The organism is Nocardioides sp. GCM10030259, assembly GCF_042666375.1.
Lineage (GTDB): Bacteria > Actinomycetota > Actinomycetes > Propionibacteriales > Nocardioidaceae > Nocardioides.
The window spans coordinates 37,948-60,252 of record NZ_JBHTDF010000002.1; the positions used below are offsets into that span (position 1 = coordinate 37,948).

At 71.9% G+C, this 22,305-nt stretch carries 22 protein-coding genes; 13 read left to right on the forward strand and 9 right to left on the reverse strand.

Annotation, left to right across the window (positions count from 1 at the left end; translation table 11 throughout):
* Positions 1–62 precede the first annotated feature (62 nt).
* Positions 63–1,331, forward strand: a complete 1,269-nt coding sequence (locus ACFQQI_RS00480; protein ID WP_378556278.1) for a hypothetical protein — start codon at positions 63–65, stop codon at positions 1,329–1,331.
* Between the two features lie 14 nt (positions 1,332–1,345).
* On the opposite strand, the gene ACFQQI_RS00485 is transcribed toward ACFQQI_RS00480, so the two are convergent.
* The 3 genes from ACFQQI_RS00485 to ACFQQI_RS00495 are packed head-to-tail and all read right to left on the reverse strand — an operon-like array spanning position 1,346 to position 3,804.
* Complete coding sequence (locus tag ACFQQI_RS00485; protein ID WP_378556281.1) at positions 1,346–1,630, reverse strand: DUF3263 domain-containing protein; 285 nt, start codon at positions 1,628–1,630, stop codon at positions 1,346–1,348.
* A gap of 56 nt (positions 1,631–1,686) precedes the next feature.
* Entirely contained in the window at positions 1,687–2,106 is a 420-nt protein-coding gene (locus ACFQQI_RS00490) for a pyridoxamine 5'-phosphate oxidase family protein (RefSeq protein WP_378556284.1), read from the reverse strand.
* An 18-nt stretch (positions 2,107–2,124) separates the two neighbouring features.
* Positions 2,125–3,804, reverse strand: coding sequence for a dolichyl-phosphate-mannose--protein mannosyltransferase (locus tag ACFQQI_RS00495; protein WP_378556287.1), 1,680 nt, complete (start codon positions 3,802–3,804; stop codon positions 2,125–2,127).
* 18 nt (positions 3,805–3,822) lie between these two features.
* Here ACFQQI_RS00495 and rsmI point away from each other — a divergent pair, with 18 nt between their 5' ends.
* The 4 genes from rsmI to ACFQQI_RS00515 all read left to right on the forward strand — a co-directional run bounded on the left by rsmI (position 3,823) and on the right by ACFQQI_RS00515 (position 7,847).
* Positions 3,823–4,689 (forward strand): 16S rRNA (cytidine(1402)-2'-O)-methyltransferase, encoded by an 867-nt coding sequence (gene rsmI / locus ACFQQI_RS00500; protein ID WP_378556290.1) that lies wholly within the window; start codon positions 3,823–3,825, stop codon positions 4,687–4,689.
* A gap of 69 nt (positions 4,690–4,758) precedes the next feature.
* The gene (locus ACFQQI_RS00505) at positions 4,759–5,610 is read left to right on the forward strand and encodes an alpha/beta fold hydrolase (protein ID WP_378556293.1); all 852 of its coding nucleotides are present in this window, start codon (positions 4,759–4,761) and stop codon (positions 5,608–5,610) included.
* Positions 5,607–6,431 (forward strand): TatD family hydrolase, encoded by an 825-nt coding sequence (locus ACFQQI_RS00510; protein ID WP_378556296.1) that lies wholly within the window; start codon positions 5,607–5,609, stop codon positions 6,429–6,431. Before ACFQQI_RS00505 ends, ACFQQI_RS00510 begins: the two co-directional genes overlap by 4 nt.
* A gap of 273 nt (positions 6,432–6,704) precedes the next feature.
* A complete protein-coding gene (locus tag ACFQQI_RS00515) occupies positions 6,705–7,847 on the forward strand; it encodes a ubiquitin-like domain-containing protein (protein WP_378556299.1) in 1,143 nt (380 codons plus the stop codon).
* 18 nt (positions 7,848–7,865) lie between these two features.
* Here the strand turns inward: ACFQQI_RS00515 and ACFQQI_RS00520 are convergent, their stop codons facing one another.
* Together ACFQQI_RS00520 and ACFQQI_RS00525 are read right to left on the reverse strand one after the other, a co-directional pair.
* Positions 7,866–9,005, reverse strand: coding sequence for a hypothetical protein (locus ACFQQI_RS00520; protein WP_378556302.1), 1,140 nt, complete (start codon positions 9,003–9,005; stop codon positions 7,866–7,868).
* Between the two features lie 88 nt (positions 9,006–9,093).
* The gene (locus tag ACFQQI_RS00525) at positions 9,094–12,564 is read right to left on the reverse strand and encodes a M6 family metalloprotease domain-containing protein (protein ID WP_378556305.1); all 3,471 of its coding nucleotides are present in this window, start codon (positions 12,562–12,564) and stop codon (positions 9,094–9,096) included.
* 120 nt (positions 12,565–12,684) lie between these two features.
* Here ACFQQI_RS00525 and rsmA point away from each other — a divergent pair, with 120 nt between their 5' ends.
* The 3 genes from rsmA to ACFQQI_RS00540 are packed head-to-tail and all read left to right on the forward strand — an operon-like array spanning position 12,685 to position 16,296.
* Positions 12,685–13,560: a 16S rRNA (adenine(1518)-N(6)/adenine(1519)-N(6))-dimethyltransferase RsmA gene (rsmA, locus tag ACFQQI_RS00530; protein WP_378556308.1), complete on the forward strand. Its 876-nt coding sequence runs from the start codon at positions 12,685–12,687 to the stop codon at positions 13,558–13,560.
* Complete coding sequence (locus tag ACFQQI_RS00535; protein WP_378556311.1) at positions 13,557–14,459, forward strand: 4-(cytidine 5'-diphospho)-2-C-methyl-D-erythritol kinase; 903 nt, start codon at positions 13,557–13,559, stop codon at positions 14,457–14,459. Before rsmA ends, ACFQQI_RS00535 begins: the two co-directional genes overlap by 4 nt.
* Complete coding sequence (locus ACFQQI_RS00540) at positions 14,452–16,296, forward strand: ABC-F family ATP-binding cassette domain-containing protein (RefSeq protein WP_378556314.1); 1,845 nt, start codon at positions 14,452–14,454, stop codon at positions 16,294–16,296. Before ACFQQI_RS00535 ends, ACFQQI_RS00540 begins: the two co-directional genes overlap by 8 nt.
* A gap of 3 nt (positions 16,297–16,299) precedes the next feature.
* On the opposite strand, the gene ACFQQI_RS00545 is transcribed toward ACFQQI_RS00540, so the two are convergent.
* The gene (locus ACFQQI_RS00545) at positions 16,300–16,785 is read right to left on the reverse strand and encodes a MarR family winged helix-turn-helix transcriptional regulator (protein ID WP_378556317.1); all 486 of its coding nucleotides are present in this window, start codon (positions 16,783–16,785) and stop codon (positions 16,300–16,302) included.
* Positions 16,786–16,874: 89 nt separating this feature from the next.
* On the opposite strand from ACFQQI_RS00545, the gene ACFQQI_RS00550 reads away from it, so the two are divergent.
* Positions 16,875–17,645 (forward strand): trans-aconitate 2-methyltransferase, encoded by a 771-nt coding sequence (locus ACFQQI_RS00550; protein ID WP_378556320.1) that lies wholly within the window; start codon positions 16,875–16,877, stop codon positions 17,643–17,645.
* Entirely contained in the window at positions 17,642–18,004 is a 363-nt protein-coding gene (locus ACFQQI_RS00555) for a VOC family protein (protein WP_378556323.1), read from the forward strand. The genes ACFQQI_RS00550 and ACFQQI_RS00555 overlap by 4 nt, the downstream gene beginning before the upstream one ends.
* Here ACFQQI_RS00555 and ACFQQI_RS00560 read toward each other — a convergent pair.
* From ACFQQI_RS00560 to ACFQQI_RS00570, 3 genes are read right to left on the reverse strand one after another with little or no spacing between them, the layout of a single operon-like run.
* Positions 18,001–18,177 carry a hypothetical protein gene (locus tag ACFQQI_RS00560; protein ID WP_378556326.1) on the reverse strand — a complete coding sequence of 59 codons (177 nt, stop codon included), beginning with the start codon at positions 18,175–18,177 and terminating at the stop codon, positions 18,001–18,003. The two genes, ACFQQI_RS00555 and ACFQQI_RS00560, sit on opposite strands and share 4 nt — an antisense overlap.
* Before the next feature lie 9 nt (positions 18,178–18,186).
* Positions 18,187–19,206: a phosphotransferase family protein gene (locus ACFQQI_RS00565; protein ID WP_378556329.1), complete on the reverse strand. Its 1,020-nt coding sequence runs from the start codon at positions 19,204–19,206 to the stop codon at positions 18,187–18,189.
* Positions 19,203–20,312: a TIGR03857 family LLM class F420-dependent oxidoreductase gene (locus ACFQQI_RS00570; RefSeq protein WP_378556332.1), complete on the reverse strand. Its 1,110-nt coding sequence runs from the start codon at positions 20,310–20,312 to the stop codon at positions 19,203–19,205. Before ACFQQI_RS00570 ends, ACFQQI_RS00565 begins: the two co-directional genes overlap by 4 nt.
* A gap of 78 nt (positions 20,313–20,390) precedes the next feature.
* On the opposite strand from ACFQQI_RS00570, the gene ACFQQI_RS00575 reads away from it, so the two are divergent.
* From ACFQQI_RS00575 to ACFQQI_RS00585, 3 genes are read left to right on the forward strand one after another with little or no spacing between them, the layout of a single operon-like run.
* A complete protein-coding gene (locus tag ACFQQI_RS00575) occupies positions 20,391–20,711 on the forward strand; it encodes a WXG100 family type VII secretion target (protein WP_378556335.1) in 321 nt (106 codons plus the stop codon).
* On the forward strand, positions 20,711–21,016 hold the full coding sequence (locus tag ACFQQI_RS00580; protein WP_378556338.1) for a WXG100 family type VII secretion target: 306 nt from the start codon (positions 20,711–20,713) through the stop codon (positions 21,014–21,016). The genes ACFQQI_RS00575 and ACFQQI_RS00580 overlap by 1 nt, the downstream gene beginning before the upstream one ends.
* Positions 21,013–22,305, forward strand: a complete 1,293-nt coding sequence (locus ACFQQI_RS00585) for a colicin D domain-containing protein (protein WP_378556341.1) — start codon at positions 21,013–21,015, stop codon at positions 22,303–22,305. Before ACFQQI_RS00580 ends, ACFQQI_RS00585 begins: the two co-directional genes overlap by 4 nt.

The window sequence follows — 22,305 nt, forward strand, 5'->3', positions numbered from 1 at the left end:
TGCGGCATATGGGGGTACCCGATGCTTAGCCTGTGCCGTACCCAATATGAGGGAGATTCCTCGTGCACCGTGCCGCCACCCGAGTCCTGACCGCTGCGGTCCTGGCGCTGTCAGCCCTCGGCGCGACCTCCGCGTCGACCGCCTCGGCCGCGCCGACGCCTGCGCACGCGCGCAAGTACGACCCGCTGCAGGTGCGCGTCGGTACCTTCAACGTGATCTCCCGCGCCAAGGTCGAGACGTTCCAGGACATCATCACGGAGCTCAAGGGCCCGGCGCCCGGGCCCGGGCCGTACGCCGACGTGCTCGGTCTCCAGGAAATCGGCATGAACGAGAAGAACAAGTGGCTCATCGGCGACCGCAACTGGGGCTACTACCGGCCGCCGCAGCTCCAGCAGAACCCCGTCATCTGGGACCGCCGGCAGCTCGACTTCGTCTCGGGCCGCGGCGTCCTGCTCTCCGACGGCCACACGATCGAGGGGCGCAACGGTGGCGGCCCCGAGGCCAAGACCCCGAACTATGCGACCGTCGTACGGCTCTTCCACCGCGCGACCGGCCAGCAGCTCAGCTTCATCAACGTCCACCTGCTGACCGGCACGGTCAAGGGTGGCAAGTTCGTCCCGGGCCGCCCCGAGGCGAAGAAGATGTACCTCCGGCAGCTGCGCAAGACCATCAGCACCGCCCGCTACGAGCAGGGGAGGAGCGCCCAGGTCTACGTCCTCGGGGACTTCAACTCCGGCTACGAGGAGGACATCCGGGAGGGCCAGAAGCAGCTGCCGGTCAAGCAGTTCAGGAAGAAGCTCGGCTTCACGTCGATGTGGGCGGGCAGCCCGCTGCTGAAGAAGAAGTACGGCACGCACAGCAACGCCCTGATCGACCAGATCTGGAACGCGAGCTCGCCGGTCGCGACCCAGATCCTCACCCAGATCGGCGGCTCCGACCACCGGCCCGCCGTCGGCACCTACCAGCTGCCGGCGCCCGTGCCGGGGTACGTCGCGCCGTACGGATCGATCGGGTTCGCCGGCGCGCCGCCCCTGCGCGACGAGTACACCAAGGTGGCGGGCAAGTTCGTCGAGGTCCCGCTCCAGGGCGACTTCGCGCACGGCTTCGCGTCGGTGGGCGTCGTCGGCGGCACCGCGACTCCCGGCGAGGACTTCTACATCGACCCGTCGTCGTTCCTGCCGGGCTCGCGCACGATCTACGTGAAGATCAACAAGGACGGGATCCGCGAGGGCGACGAGACCTACGTCCTCGGGGTCGTCGACCCGGTCAACATGCAGGTGATCCCCGGCTCGGAGACGGTCACCGGCGTGATCAAGGAGAACAAGTCCTGACCCGTGCCCGGGTGCTACCGGGCGAGTCGGCGGGCGCTGCGCTCCTCCTGGCGCGCCGCGCGCCGACGGCGTAGCCGGCGGACCAGCCGGGGCGCGTGCGCCTCGGCGGCGGGCAGGTCGATGAGCCGGTTGAGCAGCTGGTGGTAGCCGGTCGGCGTCAGGTCGAAGCGGTCGCGGACGGCCTCGTCCTTCGTGCCGACGTGGGCGACCCAGTCGGCCTCGAACTCGAGGATCTCCCGGTCGAGGTCGCTCAGCCCGTCGCCGTCGTGGTGCGCGGGTGCGGAGGTCTGGCCGGACATGGATCCAAGCCTGACATCCCGCCGGTGACGGTCCGGAACCGGGCCCGCGGTCGAGGTCAGCTGCCCGGACCTGCGAACGCGGACGACACCAGGAAGCGGTCGACGTCGATCCGCAGCGCCACCCGGGTCGGGTTCGGCCGGGGCGTGCGGTAGCGGGCGGCGTACCGCTCCTCGGCCCGCCGCACCGACGCCGGGTCGGCGAGGACCCGGGCGGAGCCCTCGAGCGTCGACCACCGGCGCCCGTCGACCTGGCAGGCCGCGACGCGGGCGTCCTCCGCCACCTGCGCGGCCTTGCGCGACCCGCCGTCGGTGATCACCCACGCGCAGCGCTCCTCGAGGTCGAGCGCGACCCCGACCGGCACGACGTGGGGCCGGCCGTCGGCGCGCACCGTGGTCAGGGTGCACAGGTGCCGCTCGGTCCAGAAGTCCAGGAGGGGTGCCGGGAAGTCCTCCCAGCCGGGTCGCCACGACGTCACCCGGACATGTTGTCAGGGTCAGATCCAGCGGGTGAACCAGATCCGGTCGAGCCACTCGCCGTGCGTGAGCAGCTGGTCGGTCCAGATCGGCCAGAACCACGCGAAGTTCATGAGCACCAGCACGAGATAGGCGCCGACGACGACGACGCCGGCGGTACGCCGTCCGCTGGGGGCGGCCGAGCTCCCGAGCAGGCGGCCGATGCCGAGCGTCAGCGCGAGGACGAGGAACGGCAGCGTGACGACCGCGTAGAACGAGAAGATCGGTCGGTCGTCGTACAGCAGCCACGGCAGCCAGGTGGACGCGACGCCGACCACGGCGACGCCGTACCGCCAGTCGCGGGCGCCGATCCACATCACCAGCGCGAAGACGAGCGCCAGGCAGCCACCCCACCAGATCGCCGGTGACCCGAGCAGCAGCACCTGGCGCAGGCAGTCGCTGCCGGCCGGCGCCTCGCAGCCCTGGGTGCCGGGCTGGATGTCGGTGTCGGCCGAGACGCCGACCGGACGGTTGAGCAGCAGCCAGCCCAAGGGCTTCGACGCGTAGGTGTGGGTGCTGTCGTTGAGGAAGTGGGTGTGGAAGGTGTAGATGTCCTGGTGGTAGTACCAGAGCGACCGCAGCGACTGGGTGACCTCGCCGAGTCCGCTGGCGTCCGGCTCGGTGCGGGTCGGCCAGTCCTGGCCGCCGTCGTAGTGGGTGTACTGCGTTGCGGAGAGGTGCTCCTCGTAGGTCTCGGCGTGGACCATCCAGCCGGTCCAGCTCGCGACGTAGACGACGAAGGCGACCAGCACGAGCTGGACGAACGCCGGGATCCCGTCGACCACCGCGGACCGCAGGACGGGCGCGCGCACCCCGAACGAACGGCGGGCGCCGGCCGACCACAGCCACACCAGCAGGCCGAAGGCGGCGAGCGGGTAGAGCGCGGTCCACTTCGTGCCGATGGCGAGGCCCCAGGTGACCCCGCCGAGCAGCAGCCAGGGCCGCACCAGGAGGCCCCGGACCGGCCCCCAGCTGCCGACACTGCCGCCGTGCTCCGGCACGAGGCGGGCCATCCGCGCCCGGTGCCAGTCGCGATCGGCGACGAGGCAGTGGACGCCGCAGACGACGAAGAACGCCACGAAGACGTCGAGCAGCGCCAGCCGGGACAGCACGAAGTGCAGGCCGTCGAAGCACAGCAGCAGGCCCGCGATGCAGCCGAGCAGCGTCGACCCGGTCATCCGCCGGACGAGGCGGCACAGGACGAGCACGGTCAGCGCACCGATGACGGCCGCGGAGATCCGCCAGCCGAACGGGTCCATGCCGAAGGCCTGCTCGCCCAGCCCGATCAGCCACTTGCCGACCTCGGGGTGGACGACCATCTCGGGCGTCGCCTTCACCTGGTCGGCCGTCTGGCCGTCGAGGATGCGCTCGTTGGCCTTCTCGACCCAGTCGCGGGCGTACCCGAAGTGCAGCAGCGACCAGCCGTCCTTGGCGTAGTAGGTCTCGTCGAACGAGAACGAGTGCGGCTTGCCGAGGTTCCACACCCGCAGGAACAGCGCGAGCACCGCGACCCCGATGCTGGCGGCCCAGCCGATCACCGGGTCCTCGCTGCGGATCCGCGACCGCGCGCGCTGCCACGCCGACGGCACGGGGCGGCCCGCGGCGTCGGAGGAGAGCCCGGTCCGCGCCTGGGGAGGCTCGGGGGGCGCGGCGCTGGTCACGATGGAAGACTCTAAGTCGTGTGCCCTACCGACGACCCGCCGTCCGGCGTACTCGTGCTGGCAGCGACGCCGATCGGCCAGGTCGGGGACGCGCCGCCCCGGCTGGCCCACGAGCTCGCGACAGCCGACGTGGTCGCCGCGGAGGACACCCGCCGCCTGAAGCGGCTGACGACCGACCTGGGCGTGACGGTCACCGGGCGGGTCGTGTCGTACTTCGAGGGCAACGAGTCGGCCCGCACCCCGGTGCTGCTGGAGGCCCTGCTCGCGGGCGAGCGGGTGCTGCTGGTCACCGACGCCGGGATGCCCAGCGTCTCCGACCCCGGCTACCGCCTCGTGGCGGCCGCGGTGGAGCACGAGCTGCTGGTGACCGCCGTGCCCGGACCCTCGGCCGTGCTCACCGCCCTGGCCGTCAGCGGGCTGCCCGTCGACCGGTTCTGCTTCGAGGGCTTCCTGCCGCGCAAGGCCGGCGAGCGTGGGCGGCGCCTCGCCGACCTCGCCGGCGAGCAGCGCACGATGGTCTTCTTCGAGGCGCCGCACCGCACGGAGGCCGCGCTCGCCGCGATGGCCGAGGCGTTCGGCGGCGACCGGGCCGCGGCGGTCTGCCGCGAGCTGACCAAGACCCATGAGGAGGTACGCCGCGGGCCGCTCGACGAGCTGGTCGCCTGGGCCGCTGAGGGTGTCCGCGGCGAGGTCACCATCGTCGTCTCCGGCGCGGAGCCGGTGGCCGAGATCGGCTCCGACCCCGCCAGCCTGCTGGCCGCGGTCGCGGACCTCGAGGCCGAGGGAGTCCGCCGCAAGGAGGCCATCGTCGAGGTGGCCCGACGCGCCGGCGTACCCAAGCGGGAGGTCTACAACCTCGTCCACGGGGGACAAGGAACCCCATGAAAACACCCCACGAAATCGCGGGCTTCCCCCGCTTCGCTCCTCCAGCCCACGATCCCGCGGGGACCCCAAATGCATGAGCGCATCCACGTCCTCCACCACGACGGTCTCAGCTTCGATGTCCTCGACGAGGGCCCGATCGACGGCAAGCCGATCGTGCTGCTGCACGGCTTCCCCGAGCGGAGCTCGACCTGGCGCCTGGTGGCGCCGCTGCTGCACGAGGCGGGGCTGCGGACGTACGCGCTCGACCAGCGCGGCTACTCGCCCGGCGCGCGCCCGCGGCGGCGTCGCGACTACCGGATGTTCCACCTCGTCTCCGACGTCGTCGCGCTGATCGAGCGGATCGGCGGGCCGGTGCACCTCGCCGGCCACGACTGGGGGTCGGCGGTCGGCTGGGCCGTCGCCATGCGCCGACCCGACCTGCTGCTCAGCTGGACCGCCATCTCGGTGCCGCACCCGGCGGCGTTCGCGCGCGCCATGAAGACGAGGAGCCAGCGGCGGCGGTCGCGCTACATGCTGCTCTTCAACGTGCCACTGCTACCCGAGCTGACCGCCCGGCGGGCGGGCGGTCGCTTCGACACGAGCATGCTCAAGGCGGGGATGACCGAGGACGAGGTCGGGCGGTTCCGCCGCGAGATCGTGGAGTACGGCGCGCTGCCGCACGCGCTGGGCTGGTACCGCGCGCTGCCCCTCATCAAGCCCGGCTCGACCGACTATCCCGTGCGGGTGCCGACGACGCTGGTGTGGAGCGACCGCGACATCGCGATCACCCGCGGCAGCGTCGACGCCACCGCGGCGTGGGTGGACGCGCCGTTCCAGCGCGTCGACCTGCCGGGCGTCAGCCACTGGATCCCCACGCAGGCCCCGGACGACTGCGCGGCCGCGATCATCGAGCGCGTCGTCGCCTCCGAGGTCGGTGCATGAGCCTGCTCCCGCTGCCCGACCCGCTGCCGCACCCGGTCGTCGACAACCACTGCCACCTCGACGTCCCTCGCGGCGACGAGCCCGCCCTGCCGCTCGCCGAGGCGCTGACGGCGGCCACGGCCGTGGGTGTCCCGCGGATCGTGCAGATCGGCTGCGACCTTCCGGGCGCGCGCTGGGCGGTCGAGGCGGCCGCGGCGTACGACGCGCTGGTCGCGGGCGTCGCGCTGCACCCCAACGAGGCGCCGCTGCTGCCGTCCCTCGACGAGGCGATGGCCGAGATCGAGGCACTCGCCGAAGCCCACGACAAGGTACGGGCGGTGGGGGAGACCGGGCTCGACCACTTCCGCACCGGCGAGGAGGGGCGTTCCGTCCAGGAGGAGTCGTTCCGCCGCCACATCGACCTCGCGAAGCGGCTCGACAAGACGCTGGTGATCCACGACCGCGACGCCCACGCCGACGTGCTGCGGGTGATCGACAGCGAGGGCGCTCCGGACCGATGGGTGATGCACTGCTTCTCCGGCGACGCGGAGTTCGCGCGGGAGTGCCTCGACCGCGGCGCCCAACTCTCCTTCGCCGGCACCGTCACGTTCCGCAACGCCCAGCCGCTGCGGGACGCGCTCGCCGTCGCTCCGCGCGACCGGCTGCTGGTCGAGACGGACGCGCCGTACCTGACGCCGATGCCGCACCGCGGCCGCACCAACGGCTCCTACCTGGTGCCGCTGACCGTGCGCGCCATGGCCGAGGTGCGCGGCGACGACCTCGGCGAGCTGTGCGTCGCGATCGAGGCGAACACGTTCGAGGCCTTCGGCGGCGCCTGGTAGTCGCCCCATCTGTCCCGTGCGTCACTCGGGCCACAGAACGGCCCCTGAGATCCGCCTCACGATTTCCGCAAGGTGGACAGGTTCAGTTTGCAATCACCGGGGAACGCTGGTGGTCTGTAGCACTGATGGCCGGGATCGGGACCCCCGATCTGACCAGTGCAGGTGGCCGACAGGCCGCCGCAGCACCACCCCGAGACAGCACCTCACCATCGTGGAGAGCAGTGTCGGGAGCACTGGAACCCGAGACCCGGAGAGCACGACGTTCGGAGAAACGTGCCCGACAACGAGCACACCAGCCGGTTCCGCCGCCTCGCCACCAGCCGACCCGTCATGATCGCGACCGCAGCGGTCGCGGTCCTCGCGGTTGCCGGCAGCACCTGGGGCTACAGCGCACTCAGCAAGTCCGTGACCCTCACCCTCGACGGCAAGTCCGAGGAGGTGAGCGCCTTCGGCGGCACCGTCGGCGACGTGCTCGCCGCCCAGGGCGTCGAGGTGAGCGACCGCGACGAGGTCGCGCCGGCGCTCGACGAGGAGATCACCGACGGCACGCGCATCTCCGTGCACTTCGCCCGTCAGCTCGAGCTGAGCGTCGACGGCGAGACCTCGACCCACTGGGTCACCGCGACGACGGTCGCCGGGGCGCTCGACGAGGTCGGCAAGCGGTACGCCGAGGCCGACCTCTCGGCCAGCCGCGGAGGCTCCGTCGACCGCGAGGGCATGACTCTCGAGGTCGTCACTCCCAAGAACCTCACGGTCGAGGTCGGCGACCGCAAGCCGGTGAAGCGCACGCTCACGGCACTGACCGTCGAGGAGGCGCTCGACGAGCTCGGTGTCGAGGTCGGCAAGCACGACCGCACCAGCCCCGGCGTCAACCACGTCCTCGAGGACGGCGACAAGCTGGTCTTCACCGACGTCCGCATCGTCGAGCGACGCGTCGACGGCGAGTCGATCCCGTTCGGCACCGTCGAGCGCGAGGACGACTCGAAGTACGAGGGCGAGGAGTCCGTCGTCCGCGAGGGCCGCTCCGGCCTGCGCGACGTCACCTACCGCATCGTCTTCAAGAACGGCGAGATCGCCGAGCGCACGGTCCTCGAGCAGGACGTGAAGCGGAAGGCCGTCGACGAGATCGTGGCCGTCGGCACCAAGGCGCCGGCCGCCAACTTCGCCGGCGGCAACACCGTCTGGGACAGCCTCGCGCAGTGCGAGTCGGGCGGCAACTGGGCCATCAACACCGGCAACGGCTACTACGGCGGCCTCCAGTTCAGCCTCGGCACGTGGCAGGCGAACGGCGGCAGCGGCCTGCCGAGCAACGCCAGCCGCGAGACCCAGATCGCGATCGCGACCAAGGTCCGCGACGCCTCCGGCGGGTACGGCGCCTGGCCGGCCTGCTCCGCGAAGCTCGGCCTGCCGCGCTGACCCGGGCCCCCGGCCGACTCAGCGCAGCCGGATCTGGATGGTCCTGCTGGCCGGGGCGAAGCCGCGCTTGCCCGGGTAGACGACACGGAGCCGCTCGACGCCCTCGTGCTTCTTGCGGGGCAGACGCAGCGACACCTTGCCGTCGACGAGGCGCTCCTTGCCGAGGGACTTGCCGGCGTACCCGATCCGGACCTTGCCCGGCACGGTCGGGCCCGGTGAGACGGCGCGGATGATGACCGCCACCCGCCGCCCGGCCCGCGCCTTGCCGACCTTGATCCGCAGCTGCACGGGCGCCGGGGCGACCACCGGCGACTGGGCGGTCGCCGTGCCGGGTGCGTAGCCGGTGCTCTTGAGGGTCTCGGTCACCGTCACCCGCGAGCCGACGTCGGCGCGCGCCACGTCGTACGAGCGCCCTCGCTCGACCTCGGTGCCGTCGACCGTCCAGACGTACGACGAGCGGCCCGGCGTCGACCAGGTGCCCCCGGTGACGCGGAGCGTGGCGCCGACCCTGGCCTTCCCGGAGATCGAGGGCCGGGCGAAGGCGGTGGGTGCGGGTCCGAGGGCGACCGGCCCGCTGTCGAGGGTGAGGACGGTCGGTGTGTACCCGTTCGTCGAGAAGCGCTGTGTCAGCCGGACGACCCTGCCGAGGTCGGCCGCGCGGATCGTGTAGGAGCGGCCGGTCTCGACCCGGACCCCGTCGACGGTCCAGGTCAGGGTCGTGACGCCCTTGACGGGGAACGTCGCCTTGCTCGCGACCAGCGACGAGCCGACCTCGGCGGGGCCGGCGACCGTGAGGGCGCGGGTCGGCGCGAACGGCTCCCCTTCGACGACCGGGGCGGTGGTGGCCTCGGCGGTGCCGGTCTCGTTGGTGCCGTTGGCGGCGAACGTCTCGCGGAGGGTGATCACCTGGCCGAGACGATTCCGCGGGACCGTGTACGTCGCGCCCTTGCGGACCGAGACGTCACCCACCCACCACTCGAAGGTCGACGTTCCCGGCACGGGCCAGGTCGCCGGCTGGGCGGTGAGGGTCATCCCGACCTTGGCGGTGCCGGCGATCGTCGGGGGCGCCGTCTCGTCCACCGCCTCGGCCGCGGGCGCCACGGCCAGCGGGAGGGCCGCGACCGCGACCACGCAGGTCGCCACGAGGACACGTCTCATCAGGTCTCGCACGGACCCATGAGAACACAGGAGAAGGGCCCCGGTGCGGCACAACCGGGGCCCTTCTGCGACGCGATCCGTCAGGCGGCTACTTCCGCTTGACCTTGATCTCGACGGTGTCGTCGGCGTCGGCGAACCCGGTCCCGCTCTCGAGGGAGACCTTGAGCTTGTAGGTCCCCTTCGGCTTCGCGGGCAGGTGCACGGTCACCTTGCCGTCGTCCAGCTTCTCGCCGCCGAGCTTCTCGCCGGCGTACACCAGCTTCACGGTGCCGGGCACGGTCAGCCCCGGCGAGGTCGCCTTGATGACGACCTTCACCTTCTTGCCCTTCGTCGCCTTGCCCGGGTCGACGCTCAGGCTCACCTTCGCCGGCAGCACCTTCGCCGTCACCGCGCTCGCGGTTCCGGGCGCGTAGCCCGGGCTCACGAACGTCTCGGTCACCGTGACCGTCTTGCCGGCGTTGGCCGGCTTGACCTCGTACGCCGTACCGGTGCCGACCTGCTTGCCGCCGACCGTCCACGTGAACGTGGAGGTGCCGGCCCGCGGCCAGGTGCCGGCGGTGACCTTCAGCGTCGAGCCGACGCGGGCCTTGCCGCTGATCGTCGGCGGGGCGCTCGCGACAGGCTCTGCGCCGGCCGCGACCGGGGCCGTGGAGGCCGAGGCCCTCGCGGTCTCGTAGCCGGGGCTGGTCCGGGTCTCCGTGACCGTCACGACCTTGCCCGCGTCGCCGGCGTTGACCGCGTACGACGCCCCGGTCCCGACCGCCACGCCGCCGATGGTCCACGCGAACGTCGACGACCCGGCCACCGGCCAGGTCGCCCCGGCCGCCGTCAGCGTGGAGCCGACGGACGCCGCCCCCTGGATCGCCAGCGCCACGGTCGGCGACGGCGCAGCGCCGGTGACGACCGTCGGACCGTCCGTGACCTCGGTCGCGTTGCCGACGTACCCGCTCTTGGTGGCGGTGACCGCGGCGGTGATCTCGTGACCGACATCGGCCGGCTGAGCGGTGTAGGTCGTGCCATGACCGGCGTTGCCGATCTCGACGCCGTCACGGAACCAGGTGACGTCGTTGGTGACGCCCTTCTGGAACCAGCCCGGCTCGAGCGTCAGCTGCTTGCCCACGGCGGCCGGGCCGTTGATGAACGGCTCGTTCACCTGGGCGATGAAGTTCTTGCCGACCTTGATGACCATCGTGTCGCTGGCCTTGTCGGACGACACCACCTGGAGTGTCGTGCCGGCGCCCGCGACCTTGGTCGAGAACCAGCCGACGGCGTCGTCGTCGGGGTCCTCGCTCCAGTAGCCGTTGACGTCGTTGTCCTCGAACACCGGCACGCTCGGGCGGGCCGGGATGTTCACGGACTGGGTGCCACCCGGCACCTCGCGCGTCAGCGAGAGGAGGTGGGTGCTGTCGACGTCGAACGTCGCGTCGAACGCCTGGAGCCGGCCGTTGGCCGTTGCCGGATCTCCGGCACCGGTCCACGTGATCGACTCGGGGTTGGCGTCGACGGGCAGGTTGGCGCCGAAGCCCGGGTGGTCACTCGTGTTGTTGTCGGTGTACGCGCTGTTGGAGTAGTAGAGCAGCAGGCCGTCCTCGTACGAGTAGTGGTCGACCTTCTTGTGGCCGGGGATCGACACCTCGTAGTCGTGGCTGTACGGGCCTTGGCCGAGCGCCACGTCGTAGCCGTCGAACGTGCGGTTCTCGGCCATGTAGTACTGCGTGAACTCGTACGAGTACTGACCGTCCGCCACCGCATGGAAGCCGGAGAGGGTCCAGTCGCTGGTGTCCTCGAACGTCGTCGAGTAGTCGCCCACCGACAGGCTGTCGACGACGAAGCCGTCGATGGTGCCCTCGCCGTGCGTGTTCGCGTCGGCGATGAACTCCCACCGCAGCTGCACGGTCTGGCCGGCGTAGGTGGAGAGGTCGGCGGTGATGTCCACCGGTCCGGCGCTGTCACCACTGATGCCCTCGCCGAGGTTGCTGCCGTTCGGGTTGTCGGTCGAGGAGACGCTGGTGTGGACGTTGTCCCACGTCGCGCCGCCGTCGTTCGAGACCTCGAGGTAGGCGTAGTCGAAGTCCTCCTCGGTGTCGTAGTTGACGTTGGCCTGCAGCGTCACGGTGCCCGCCGAGAGCTCGATGCTCGGCCCGGTCGCCTGCACCGCGTTCCCATCCAGGTAGCCCGAGTAGAGGTAGTCACCATCGACGGGTCCGTCTGCGGACCCGTGTCCGTCAGGAAGCGTCACGAGCACGGCCTGCTTGCCGGCCGTGGTGGCGTGGTAGCTCGGGCCGAGCGTGACCTCCTCGGCCGCGGCGGTGCCGTCGACGACCGCGAGGTCGTCGTAGCCGTCCGGGGTCTGCGGGCCGTACCACCCGAGGAAGAGCTTCTCCGTCGGACCCATGTGGCCGGCGGAGTTGCCGGTGGCGCCGTCGCCGTGGCCGAGCCAGGAGCCCGAGTCCATCAGCGTCCAGTAGCCGTTGCTGTTGTCGCCGTCGCCGGTGTCGTAGTAGTCCGGCAGGTCGAGGTCGTGGCCGAACTCGTGGGCGAAGACGCCGAGGCCGCCGTTCTCGGGCTCGGTCGTGTAGTCGTAGATCCAGTAGCCCGAGTCACCGATCTCGACGCCGCCGACGGGATAGCAGGCATCACAGGAGCCCTCAGCGGGCCCGGCGGTGCCGAAGCCGCCGATGTTGGCCGACCACCGGTGCGACCAGATCGACCAGATCGGCGCGCCCGCCTCCTCGCCCTCACCTGCGTGGACGGCCTGGAAGTGGTCGATGTAGCCGTCGGACTCGTTGAAGTCGCCGTCGCCGTCGATGTCGTAGCGGTCCCAGACGTCGTACTCGGCGAGGTAGTCCTTGATCTGCGCGTCCGTCATGCCGGCGCCGATCCGGGCGTCGTACCACGCGTTCGCGCTGTCGCCGATGAACGCGGTCATCTCCGGCTGGTTCTCGAAGCCGTCCTCGTCGGAGTAGAAGGCCTCGGCGTGGGGCACCTGCACCCAGTCGGAGACGTCGCCGGTGAGGTCGAAGCGACCGCTGGACATCTCGTCGTAGAGATCCTTGAAGGACTCGCCGCCCTGGTCGTCCATGCCGTTGAAGAACATGTCCAGGAAGTGCTGGCGGTTGAAGTCACCCTTCCAGTACGTCGTGTTGTCCACCGCGTCCGGCTCGGGGATCTCGTTGTGGAGGGGGCCCTCGGCCGGGAAGTCCTCGCTGGCCAGGTCCGCCGGGTCGTCCTCGCCGAACTCGACGAGGAAGGTCAGCAGGTTGGCGTCCTGGGTCGCCGGGTAGTCGACCTCGGCTCCCCCGGCCAGCTGGATCGTCCGGCTCTCACCTCGGCCCTTGAGCCGGGCGTCCCCGCTGGCGAGCTGGTCGATCGCGCGCTGGCGGAGCGAGGCCCGCTGGGTGGCGAGGGGGCTCGGGCGGTTGTCCGGTCGGTGGGGACCGGCGGCGTCACTGGCAGGCGGTTGGGCGCTGGCGGGTCTCGCCTGGGCTGGGGCAGCGATGACCGGGAGCACCGCGGCGACCGCCACTGTGCTCGCGGCCGCGATGGCGCGTCTGATCAAGGTTCCCTCCGACTGTGGTGCGGGCCCGAGCGCCGCGAACGGTGCTCGGACCTTATCGACGGTGGTCGGAGATCACGGCCGAAGTCGGGTCGACTCGCCGCGCTGACTACGCTGGCGCCCATGTCCGACACGTCTGCCGAGCCGCGCCTGCTGGGGCCGGCGGACGTCCGCGCCCTGGCCGCGCGGCTCGACCTGCGACCCACCAAGCAGCGCGGGCAGAACTTCGTCATCGACGCCAACACCGTGCGCCGGATCGTCCGCGAGTCGGGCGTCACCGACAGCGACGTCGTGGTCGAGGTCGGTCCGGGTCTGGGCTCGCTGACCCTCGCGCTGCTGGAGGTGGCGGGCCGGGTCGTCGCGATCGAGGTCGACGAGAAGCTCGCGTCCCTGCTGCCCGAGACGATCGCGACGTACGCCCCCGCCCAGGCCGACCGGTTCGAGGTGGTGCTGGCCGACGCGCTCCGGATCGACGAGGTGCCGGGCCCGCCACCGACGGCGCTGGTCGCCAACCTGCCCTACAACGTCTCGGTCCCGGTGCTGCTACACCTGCTGGCCCTGCTGCCCTCGCTCGAGCGGGGGCTGGTGATGGTGCAGTCCGAGGTCGCCGACCGGCTCGCCGCCGAGCCGGGCTCGAAGGTCTACGGCATCCCCTCGGTCAAGGCCGCGTGGTTCGCCGACGTACGCCGGGCGGGCGCGATCGGCCGCAACGTCTTCTGGCCCGCGCCCAACGTCGACTCCGGCCTGGTCGCCTGGACCCGGCGCGACCCGCCGACGACGGCCGTGTCCCGCGAGCGGGTCTTCGACGTGGTCGACGCGGCGTTCGCCCAGCGCCGCAAGGCGTTGCGGGGAGCGCTGCGCGTGCTCGCCCCCACCGAGGCCGTGGACGCGGCCCTCGAGCGTGCCGGCGTCGCGCCGCTGGCGCGCGGGGAGACCCTGACCATCCACGACTTCGTCCGGATCGCCGAGGCGCTCCCGGGCCCCGAGGAAGCCTCATGAGCCTCACCGTTCGCGCGCCGGCCAAGATCAACCTCCACCTCGGCGTGGGGGCCCCGCGCGACGACGGCTTCCACCCGCTCACCAGCGTCTACCAGGCGGTGGGGATCTACGACGACCTCACGTTCACCGACTCCGACGCCTGGTCGGTCGACGTCGCCGTGTCGCCGTGGATGGACCGCACCCACGTCCCGCTCTCCGGCGACAACATCGTCGACCGCGCCGCGGCGCTGCTGGCCGGCCACCACGGGCTGGCCGTCAGCGGCGAGGTCTTCATCGACAAGGAGATCCCGGTGGCCGGAGGCATGGCCGGCGGGTCGGCCGACGCGGCCGCGGCATTGGTGGGGCTCGACCGCCTGTGGGGCGTCGGCACCTCCGACGCCGACCTGCTCGCGCTGGCGGCCCAGCTCGGCAGCGACGTGCCCTTCGCCCTCGTCGGCGGCTCCGCCCTCGGCACGGGCCGCGGGGAGATCGTCGAGCCGGTCGCTGACAACGGCACGTGGTGGTGGGTGCTGGTGCCGTCGGCGAACGGGATGTCGACGCCGGAGGTCTACCGCCACTTCGACCAGCTGTTCCCGAACGCCCCCGACGTACCCCCCATGCCGGAGGACCTGCTAGCGGCACTCGACGCCGGCGACCCGCACGCGCTCGCCGCGGCACTGCACAACGACCTCCAGCCGGCAGCGCTCGACCTGCGGCCCGACTTGTCGAAGCTGATCGGCCTCGGCGAGGGCGCCGGCGCGCTGCGTGGCGTCGTGACGGGCTCCGGGCCGACGTGCGTCTTCCTCTGCGAGTCCGCCGACGCGGCGCGTGCGACCGCGGGCGAGCTGCGCGCCCACCACGACATCGTCCTGGTCACGACCGGCGCGGTGGCGGGGGCCCACCTGGTGTCGTATGTCTAACCTGCTGAACCTCGAGCGCGTCTCCAAGTCCTACGGCATCCGCCCGCTGCTCACCGACGTCTCGCTCGGCGTCGCGGCCGGGCAGCGCATCGGCATCGTCGGCCGCAACGGCGACGGCAAGACCACGCTCCTGGAGGTGATGACGGGCCTCGAGGAGCCCGACTCCGGCCGGGTCTCGCGCCAGCGCGGCCTGCTGGTCGGCTACCTCCACCAGGGCGACGAGCTCGAGGACACCCACTCCGTGCGCGAGGCCGTGCTCGGCGGCCGGTCCGACCACGAGTGGGCCGCCGATCCGCGCACGCGCGAGGTCGTCGACGTCCTGCTCGCCGGGGTCGAGCTCGACCGCTCCGTGCTCGGGCTCTCCGGTGGCGAGCGGCGCCGCTGCTCGCTGGCGGCGCTGCTGCTGGGCGAGCACGACCTGATCGTGCTCGACGAGCCGACCAACCACCTCGACGTCGAGGCCGTCGCCTGGCTGGCCCAGCACCTCGCCGCCCGGCCGTCCGCCCTGGTGGTCGTCACCCACGACCGGTGGTTCCTCGACGCCGTGTGTCAGTGGACGTGGGAGGTGCACGACGGCGTCGTCGACGCCTACGAGGGCGGGTACGCCGCGTTCGTGCTCGCCAAGGCCGAGCGGCAGCGGCAGGCCGCGGCCTCGGAGGTCCGCCGGCAGAACCTCGTCCGCAAGGAGCTCGCCTGGCTGCGCCGCGGCGCCCCGGCGCGGACGTCGAAGCCGAAGTTCCGCATCGACGCTGCCAACCTGCTGATCGAGGACGTGCCGCCGCCGCGCGACCGGATGGAGCTCCAGAAGTTCGCCGCCCAGCGGCTCGGCAAGGACGTCATCGACGTGGAGGACGTCGACCTCTTCCGCGGCGACCGGCAGCTGCTCTCGCACGCCACGTGGCGGCTCGGCCCCGGCGACCGGGTCGGCATCGTCGGCGTCAACGGCGCCGGCAAGACGTCGGTGCTCGCGATGCTCGCCGGCGAGCTCGCCCCCGCCGTCGGGCGGGTGAAGCACGGCCGCACCGTCGCCCTCCAGCACCTCACCCAGCAGCTCGACGACCTCGATCCCGAGGGCCGGGTGCTGCCCACGGTCGAGTCGATCCGCCGCATCACCCGCACCGCCGACGGCGAGATCACCGCGACCTCGATGCTCGAGCGCTTCGGCTTCACCGGCGACCGGCTCACGGCCCGGATCGGCGACCTCTCCGGCGGTGAGCGCCGCCGCTTCCAGCTGCTCCGCCTGCTGCTCACCGAGCCCAACGTGCTGCTGCTCGACGAGCCCACCAACGACCTCGACATCGAGACCCTCAATGTCGTGGAGGACTTCCTCGACGCCTGGCCCGGCACCCTCGTCGTGGTCTCCCACGACCGCTACTTCCTCGAGCGGGTCACCGACTCCGTCTGGGCGCTTCTCGGCGACGGGCAGATCTCGATGCTGCCGCGGGGTGTCGATGAGTACCTCGAGCGCCGCGCGGCGGACCTGCATGTCGAGTCGGGACTTTCACCGGTTGAATCCGGAGCTCCTGCGACGAGAAGTACCGACTCAACCGTCACAAGTACCGACTCAACCGTCACAAGTCTCGATTCAACGCCCAGGGCGAAGGCGGGGAGTGCGGAGGAGCGGGCCGCGCGCAAGACGATCGCGCGCGTCGACCGCCAGCTGGAGCGGATCGCCGAGCAGGAGGGGGAGCTCCACGCCCGGATCGAGGAGCTCTCGCCCCAGGCCGCGGAGCGCTACGAGGAGCTGGCCGAGCTGAGCGCACGGCTCGACGTGCTCGCGAACGAGAAGGGCGAGCTCGAGCTCGAGTGGCTCGAAGCCGCCGAGGTGCTGGAGTAGGACTCAGGCGAACGGCGCGAGCAGGGTCCGCAGCAGCGCCGCCAGCCGCGTCCGGTCCTTCTCGGGCAGCCCGGCGAGGAACGTCTGCTCGGCCTCGAGCAGCCTCTCGAACGCCGCGTCCACGGTGTCCTTGCCCTCCGGCGTGAGCCGCACCAGCACCCCGCGACGGTCGTGCGGGTCGGGCAGCCGCTCCACCAGCCCGCGGCCGACCAGGCGGTCGACCCGGTTGGTCATCGTGCCGCTGGTCACGAGCGTCTCGCGGAGCAGCCGCCCGGGGGAGAGCTCGTACGGCGCGCCCGCTCGCCGCAGCGCGGCCAGGACGTCGAACTCCCAGGACTCCACCTGCGCGGTCGTGAAGGCGTCGCGGCGCGCGAGGTCGAGGTGGCGGCCCAGCCGGCTGATCCGGCTGAACACCTCGACGGGGGCAAGATCGAGGTCGGGGCGCTCGCGCTCCCACGCCTCGACCAGCTCGTCGACCTCATCGCGCATGGTCGCAGCGTAGCGGATGCATCGAGAATCTTGACATCGAGACAAACTGCGTGAAGTATCTCGACGTCAAGAGATTGAGAGGACTGCCGATGACCCACACCTGGGACCCCCGCCGCTACCTGACGTACGCCGACGAGCGGGGCCGGCCGTTCGTCGACCTGCTGGCCCGAGTCGGCGCCGACCGGCCCGCCTCGGTCGTCGACCTCGGCTGCGGCCCCGGCAACCTGACCGCGCTGCTGGCCGACCGCTGGCCCGAGGCCGACGTCGTGGGCCTCGACTCCAGCCCGGAGATGATCGCGAAGGCGCGCGAGCTCCGCGGCGGCCTCCGCTTCCACGTCGCCGACCTGCGCGACTGGGCCCCGTCCGCGCCCGTCGACGTCCTGGTCTCCAACGCCACCCTCCAGTGGGTGCCCGGGCACCTCGACCTCCTGCCGCGGCTCGTCGACGCCGTCGCGCCCCGGGGCTGGCTGGCCTTCCAGGTCCCCGGCAACTTCGACGAGCCCAGCCACACGATCCGCGACGAGCTCGCTGCCGAGGCGCCGTACGCCGAGCACACTGCCGGCGTCGCCGTGCCGAGCAGCCACGACCCGGCCGACTACCTCGATGCACTCGCCGGCCTCGGCTGCACCGTCGACGCGTGGGAGACGACGTACCTCCACCTGCTCACCGGCCCCGACCCGGTCTTCACCTGGGTTTCGGGCACCGGCGCCAGGCCGACCCTGCAGGCGCTGCCCGACGACCTCCGCCCGGCGTTCGAGGCCGAGTTCCGCCGGCGGCTCGCCGCGGCGTACCCCGAGCGCGAGTACGGCGTCGTGCTGCCCTTCCGTCGGATCTTCGTCGTCGCTCAGGTGACCTCATGAGGCTCCACCACGTCCAGGTCGCCTGCCCCCGCGGGGGCGAGGACGCCGCCCGGCGCTTCTACGCCGACGGCCTCGGCCTGGCCGAGGTCCCCAAGCCCGCCGACCTCGCCGGGCGTGGCGGTGCGTGGTTCCGCCGCGACGGCGTGGAGATCCACGTCGGCGTCGAGGACCCGTTCGCCCCGGCCCGCAAGGCACATCCGGCGCTCGTGGTCGACGACGTCGCCACGCTCGAGGCGATGGCCGAGCGGCTCACCGGCCTCGGCTTCGAGGTCGACTGGCGGGAGCGGCGCACGTTCGCCGGCTACGAGCGGTTCCACACCTTCGACGCCCACGGCAACCGCGTCGAGGTGCTCGCCTAGTCTCCGGTGACGGCCTTCTTGCCGAGCACGACGGCTCCGGCGCCGAAGAAGCCGACGAGCGCCCAGCCCAGCGGCCCGGTGCCACCGATCACCAGCACCACGCCGAGAGCGACGGGCGCGAGCAGCGCGATCGCGACCAGCAGCATGGACCAGTTGACGCGACCGTTGCTCACGGCGACACGCTACCCAGCGGCCGCGCGCTCCAGCGTGCCGAGGTCGCGGATCGCCTGGCAGGACCGGGCGATCATCGTCGCGAACATCCGGTCGCCGCGCTCGGTGCGGGTGCCGTAGGCGCACCCGAAGATCGAGACCAGCGGGCCCTGCACCATCGCGAACGCGTAGTCGTCCCAGCAGTCCTCGAGCGAGTAGTGCGGCACGCCGTACGACACAAGGGCGGAGTGGTACGCCGCGACCAGGTCGCGCTCGTGGATGCGGCGGTCGTCGACCGTGAGGCTGGTGCCGGTGAAGTAGGCCAGGTCGCGGGCGGGCAGCGCGAGGCTGAGCGTCTGCCAGTCGACGGCCCGGACGCCGGGTGCTCCGGCGGGCGGGAAGAGCAGGTTGTCGAGGCGGTAGTCACCGTGCACGAGCCCGAACCGCTCAGAACGGCCGAGCAGCCACCGCTCGAGCACGTCACCGCAGGCGCGCAGGGTCGCGGCGTCCGCGGGCGCGACCAGGTCTCCGAGCCCGTCCAGGAAGAGGTCGGCCGTCGGCCCCCACATCTCCAGCAGCAGCGCGATCTCGTCGGGGCCGTTGATCGAGAGCGTGTCGACGTCGAGCAGCGCCGGGTCGCACCAGCGCGGTCCGTGCAGGCCGGCGAGGTTCACGACGGCGTCGCGCGCCTGCTCGACGGTGCAGCCGGCGATCTGGTCGCCCTGCTCGGCCGGCGCGAGGTCCTCGAGCACGACCACGAAGTCGCCGGAGTCGTCGGCGATCTCGGCGTGGTGACAGGCTGGCGTGCGTACGGCGACCGTCGGGGCGATCTGCTGGTAGAAGCGGACCTCCCCGCGGTAGGCGCCCGCCATCATGTCCCGCGCGGCAGGGTCGGGCGGCGGCAGCTTGACCAGGACCGTCTCACCTCCGCCGAACCGGGCCCGGAAGCAGGTGCCGATCTGGCCGGTGCCGACCTGCTCGACGGTGATCGCGGAGACCTCGCGGTCGAGGATCCCGCTCAACCACGGGGCTGTGAGGTCCTCGACCCTCATCGCGCCCGCCCCGGGTTCGTCGGCAGGCCCGCCAGCGCGTCGGCGGGCCGGATCGCCCGCCACGCGGCAAGGACCGGCTCCAGCTCGGTGGGCGTGGCGCCGTGCAGGATCACGCTGTCGGCTCCGGCGTCGAGCTGGTCCTGGATCCGCGCCGCACACGCGGCCGCGGTACCGGTCGCCGAGGCGGCCAGCCACTCGGCGGGCAGCACGTCGTCGCGGAGGTGGGTCAGCTCCTCGGCCGTCCCGATCGCGTCGAACGCGCCCGGGTAGCCCTGCACGAGGTCGTCCGCACGGAACCGCTCCAGTGCCGCGAGGTCCCAGCCGTTGGCGCGGACCAGCACCTCGCCGTACCCCTGCAGGTACGTCGCGAGCCGGCCGACAAGCTTGCGCAGCCGGGCCTCCTCGCCGATCGACTCCTCGACGGTCGCGAGCACCGCCCAGATCCGCACCGAGGCGGGATCGCGTCCCGCTTCCTCGGCGGCCCGCCGGATGGTCGCCACCGACCGCGCGAGCGTCTCGTCGGAGAGGAACGTGTGCAGCACGACGCCGTCGGCGACGCGGCCCGCGAGCTCGAGCGTCCGCCCGCCGATCGCCATCATCAGCACCGGGATGTCCTCGTCGAACGAGCTGTCCTGCGACAGGTAGGGGTAGCTGCCCGCGGGCCCGTCGTGCCCGAGCACCGCCTGCCCGTGCCACAGCGACCGGTAGATGCCGATCGCGTCCTCCAGCTGCGCTCCCGTGACGCGCGGGACCCCCATGACGTCGAAGAGGAGGTCGAAGCCGCGGCCGAGCCCGAAGGCGTACCGCCCGCCGGTGAGCCGGTGCATGGTCGTCGCGAAGGTCGCCGTGACGAGCGGGTGCCGGGTGTTGTGGTTGGTGGCCGCGGTGGCGATGCCGATCGTCTCGCTCACAGCGCCGGCGGCGCCGGCCAGCACGGCGGCGTCCTTGACGTTGAACCGCTCGGACAGGAAGACCGAGCCGATGCCCAGCCGCTCGGCCAGGCGGACCTCGTCGACCAGGTCGCGCGGGCTGGCGGAGTGCCCGGCGAGCCCGTAGCAGCCGAGCTCGGGGAGCTCCTGTCCCAACTGGAACGTGTTCTCGTCCATGGCGGGACGGTAGCGGGTTTCGGCGCGCGCAGGCCGGGCATCGCTGAGGGAGCCAGCAATCATCTCGGGGGAGTGTGCATGACTGTCCAGGTCATCCATGACGCGTTCAACCGCGGCGTGCACGACGTGGTCGCGGCGACGACCAGGCTCGACGCGGACGAGAAGGAGATCGACGGCCGGGTCCGCGGGTTCCTCGAAGCGGGGTGGACCGGTGTGGCCGCCGAGTCGTTCGTCGAGGCCTGGGACGAGTGGAAGGCCGCTGCGGACGACGTACGCCAGGGGCTCGAGGCCATGGGCCAGCTGCTCGATGCGGCCCAGCGCGACTTCGTCCAGCAGGACGACGCGTCGCAGCAGGCGCTCGACCAGATCTCCCAGCGCATCGTCGACAGGCTCGGCTGATGGGCGACGTGGACCGGTTCGCCATCGACGTCGACGACCTCGACGCCGTCATCTTCGACCTGGAGAGGACCGAGCAGCGCCTCGAGTCCCTCACCTCGGACCTGGCCGCGCAGATGCGGACGCTCCACGAGACCTGGGCGGGGCTCGCCGCGCGGGCGCATGTCGAGGCGCACGAGGAGTGGACCACCGGCATGGTCGCGATGCGCCAGGCGATGGCCGACCTGCGTGCCGCCGCCCGGGCCGCCCACGGCAACTACTCCGCCGCCGCCGAGGCGAACCGCTCCATGTGGGAGCAGATGCGGTGAGGCTCGACGTCAGCGGCACGAGCTACGACTCCGCGGCCGAGGCGCTCTACTCGGCCAACCAGAGCGCGGCGTACGCCTATGACACGCTCACCGACACCCTGACCGGCTTCCGGGCGCTGGGCGGCGACGACGCGAGCTCGGAGGACTTCGTCCGGGAGTACGACGGCGCCGCGCAGGGCGCCGTGGACGCGCTGCGCAGCCTGGTGACCGGGCTGGCCGCGGTGGGCGAAGCCTCGCACGGCTCCGGCTCCAACCACCGACAGGCCAACGCCGACTCCGTCTACAACAAGCCGCGACCCGTGTACGACGGCGGCGTCGCGGGCCGCGGGCCGGTCGACGTCGCCGCGGTGTCCCTGCCCAGCTCCCTCGGCGGCGACAACCAGGACCTCCCGGAGTGGTGGAACCACGTCGTCGACCACCTGCAGGGCTGGGGCTGGCCGAGCGCCAACACCGACCAGCTGCGCAGCGCCGGCAGCGCCTGGCGGTCGGCGGCGAGCACGGTCGAGGGGCTCACCAGCCGGATCGACGTCGCCGTGAGCCACCTCGAGGGCCAACGGTCTCCCGAGATCCCGGTGGCGCTGGAGATCCTGCGCTCGACGAAGACCAACATCTCCGACCTCGCCGACGGCCTGCGCGCGCAGGGCTCCGCGTGCGACGACTACGCCACCCAGGTCGACGAGACGCGGGAGACGATCAAGGGCCTGCTGAAGGACCTCGCCATCGAGTGCGGGGTCACCGCCGGCGCCAGCATCGCGCTCAGCTTCGTGACCTTCGGCGGTGCTGCCGCGGTCGGTGCCGGCGTGATCGCGGCCCGCGCCATCCGCTACGCGCACCGGATCATCACCGCCCTCAAGGCGCTCAAGGCCGCCCGCGCCGTGCTCGCGCTGTCGAAGAACGCGCCCAAGCTCAACCGGGTCCGCGAGGCCCTGGACCGACTGTCGACGGCCCGGTCCCTGGTGAAGATGAAGCGCATCGCCCCGCCGAAGCTGAAGACGACCCCCAAGCAGCTGCAGAAGAAGTACAAGCACGCGAAGGACTTCGGCGTGGACGGCAACTACAACCCCGCCAATGCCAAGAAGTTCGAGCAGGCGGTCGACGACTTCGTCAACAACCCGGCCACGCAGACGCGCTCCGGGACCTATCACGGTGATCCCGTCTCGTTGAGCTTCAACCCGTCCACGGGCAAGTGCGTCATCCTGGGGCAGGACGGTAGCTTCGTGTCGGCCTGGGAGCTGAACTACACGCAGCTGCAGCACGTCATCAGGACCGGTCGGCTCGGAGGAGGATGA

What these genes read in the sequence shown, in the direction of transcription:
- ACFQQI_RS00570 (WP_378556332.1), bottom strand. Translation starts at nt 20,312, where the DNA reads ATGGACGAGAACACGTTCCAGTTGGGACAGGAGCTCCCCGAGCTCGGC.
- ACFQQI_RS00535 (WP_378556311.1), top strand. Translation starts at nt 13,557, where the DNA reads ATGAGCCTCACCGTTCGCGCGCCGGCCAAGATCAACCTCCACCTCGGC.
- ACFQQI_RS00565 (WP_378556329.1), bottom strand. Translation starts at nt 19,206, where the DNA reads ATGAGGGTCGAGGACCTCACAGCCCCGTGGTTGAGCGGGATCCTCGAC.
- ACFQQI_RS00550 (WP_378556320.1), top strand. Translation starts at nt 16,875, where the DNA reads ATGACCCACACCTGGGACCCCCGCCGCTACCTGACGTACGCCGACGAG.
- ACFQQI_RS00580 (WP_378556338.1), top strand. Translation starts at nt 20,711, where the DNA reads ATGGGCGACGTGGACCGGTTCGCCATCGACGTCGACGACCTCGACGCC.
- ACFQQI_RS00485 (WP_378556281.1), bottom strand. Translation starts at nt 1,630, where the DNA reads ATGTCCGGCCAGACCTCCGCACCCGCGCACCACGACGGCGACGGGCTG.
- ACFQQI_RS00520 (WP_378556302.1), bottom strand. Translation starts at nt 9,005, where the DNA reads ATGAGACGTGTCCTCGTGGCGACCTGCGTGGTCGCGGTCGCGGCCCTC.
- ACFQQI_RS00575 (WP_378556335.1), top strand. Translation starts at nt 20,391, where the DNA reads ATGACTGTCCAGGTCATCCATGACGCGTTCAACCGCGGCGTGCACGAC.
- ACFQQI_RS00555 (WP_378556323.1), top strand. Translation starts at nt 17,642, where the DNA reads ATGAGGCTCCACCACGTCCAGGTCGCCTGCCCCCGCGGGGGCGAGGAC.
- ACFQQI_RS00505 (WP_378556293.1), top strand. Translation starts at nt 4,759, where the DNA reads ATGCATGAGCGCATCCACGTCCTCCACCACGACGGTCTCAGCTTCGAT.
- rsmA (WP_378556308.1), top strand. Translation starts at nt 12,685, where the DNA reads ATGTCCGACACGTCTGCCGAGCCGCGCCTGCTGGGGCCGGCGGACGTC.
- ACFQQI_RS00540 (WP_378556314.1), top strand. Translation starts at nt 14,452, where the DNA reads ATGTCTAACCTGCTGAACCTCGAGCGCGTCTCCAAGTCCTACGGCATC.
- ACFQQI_RS00510 (WP_378556296.1), top strand. Translation starts at nt 5,607, where the DNA reads ATGAGCCTGCTCCCGCTGCCCGACCCGCTGCCGCACCCGGTCGTCGAC.
- ACFQQI_RS00545 (WP_378556317.1), bottom strand. Translation starts at nt 16,785, where the DNA reads ATGCGCGATGAGGTCGACGAGCTGGTCGAGGCGTGGGAGCGCGAGCGC.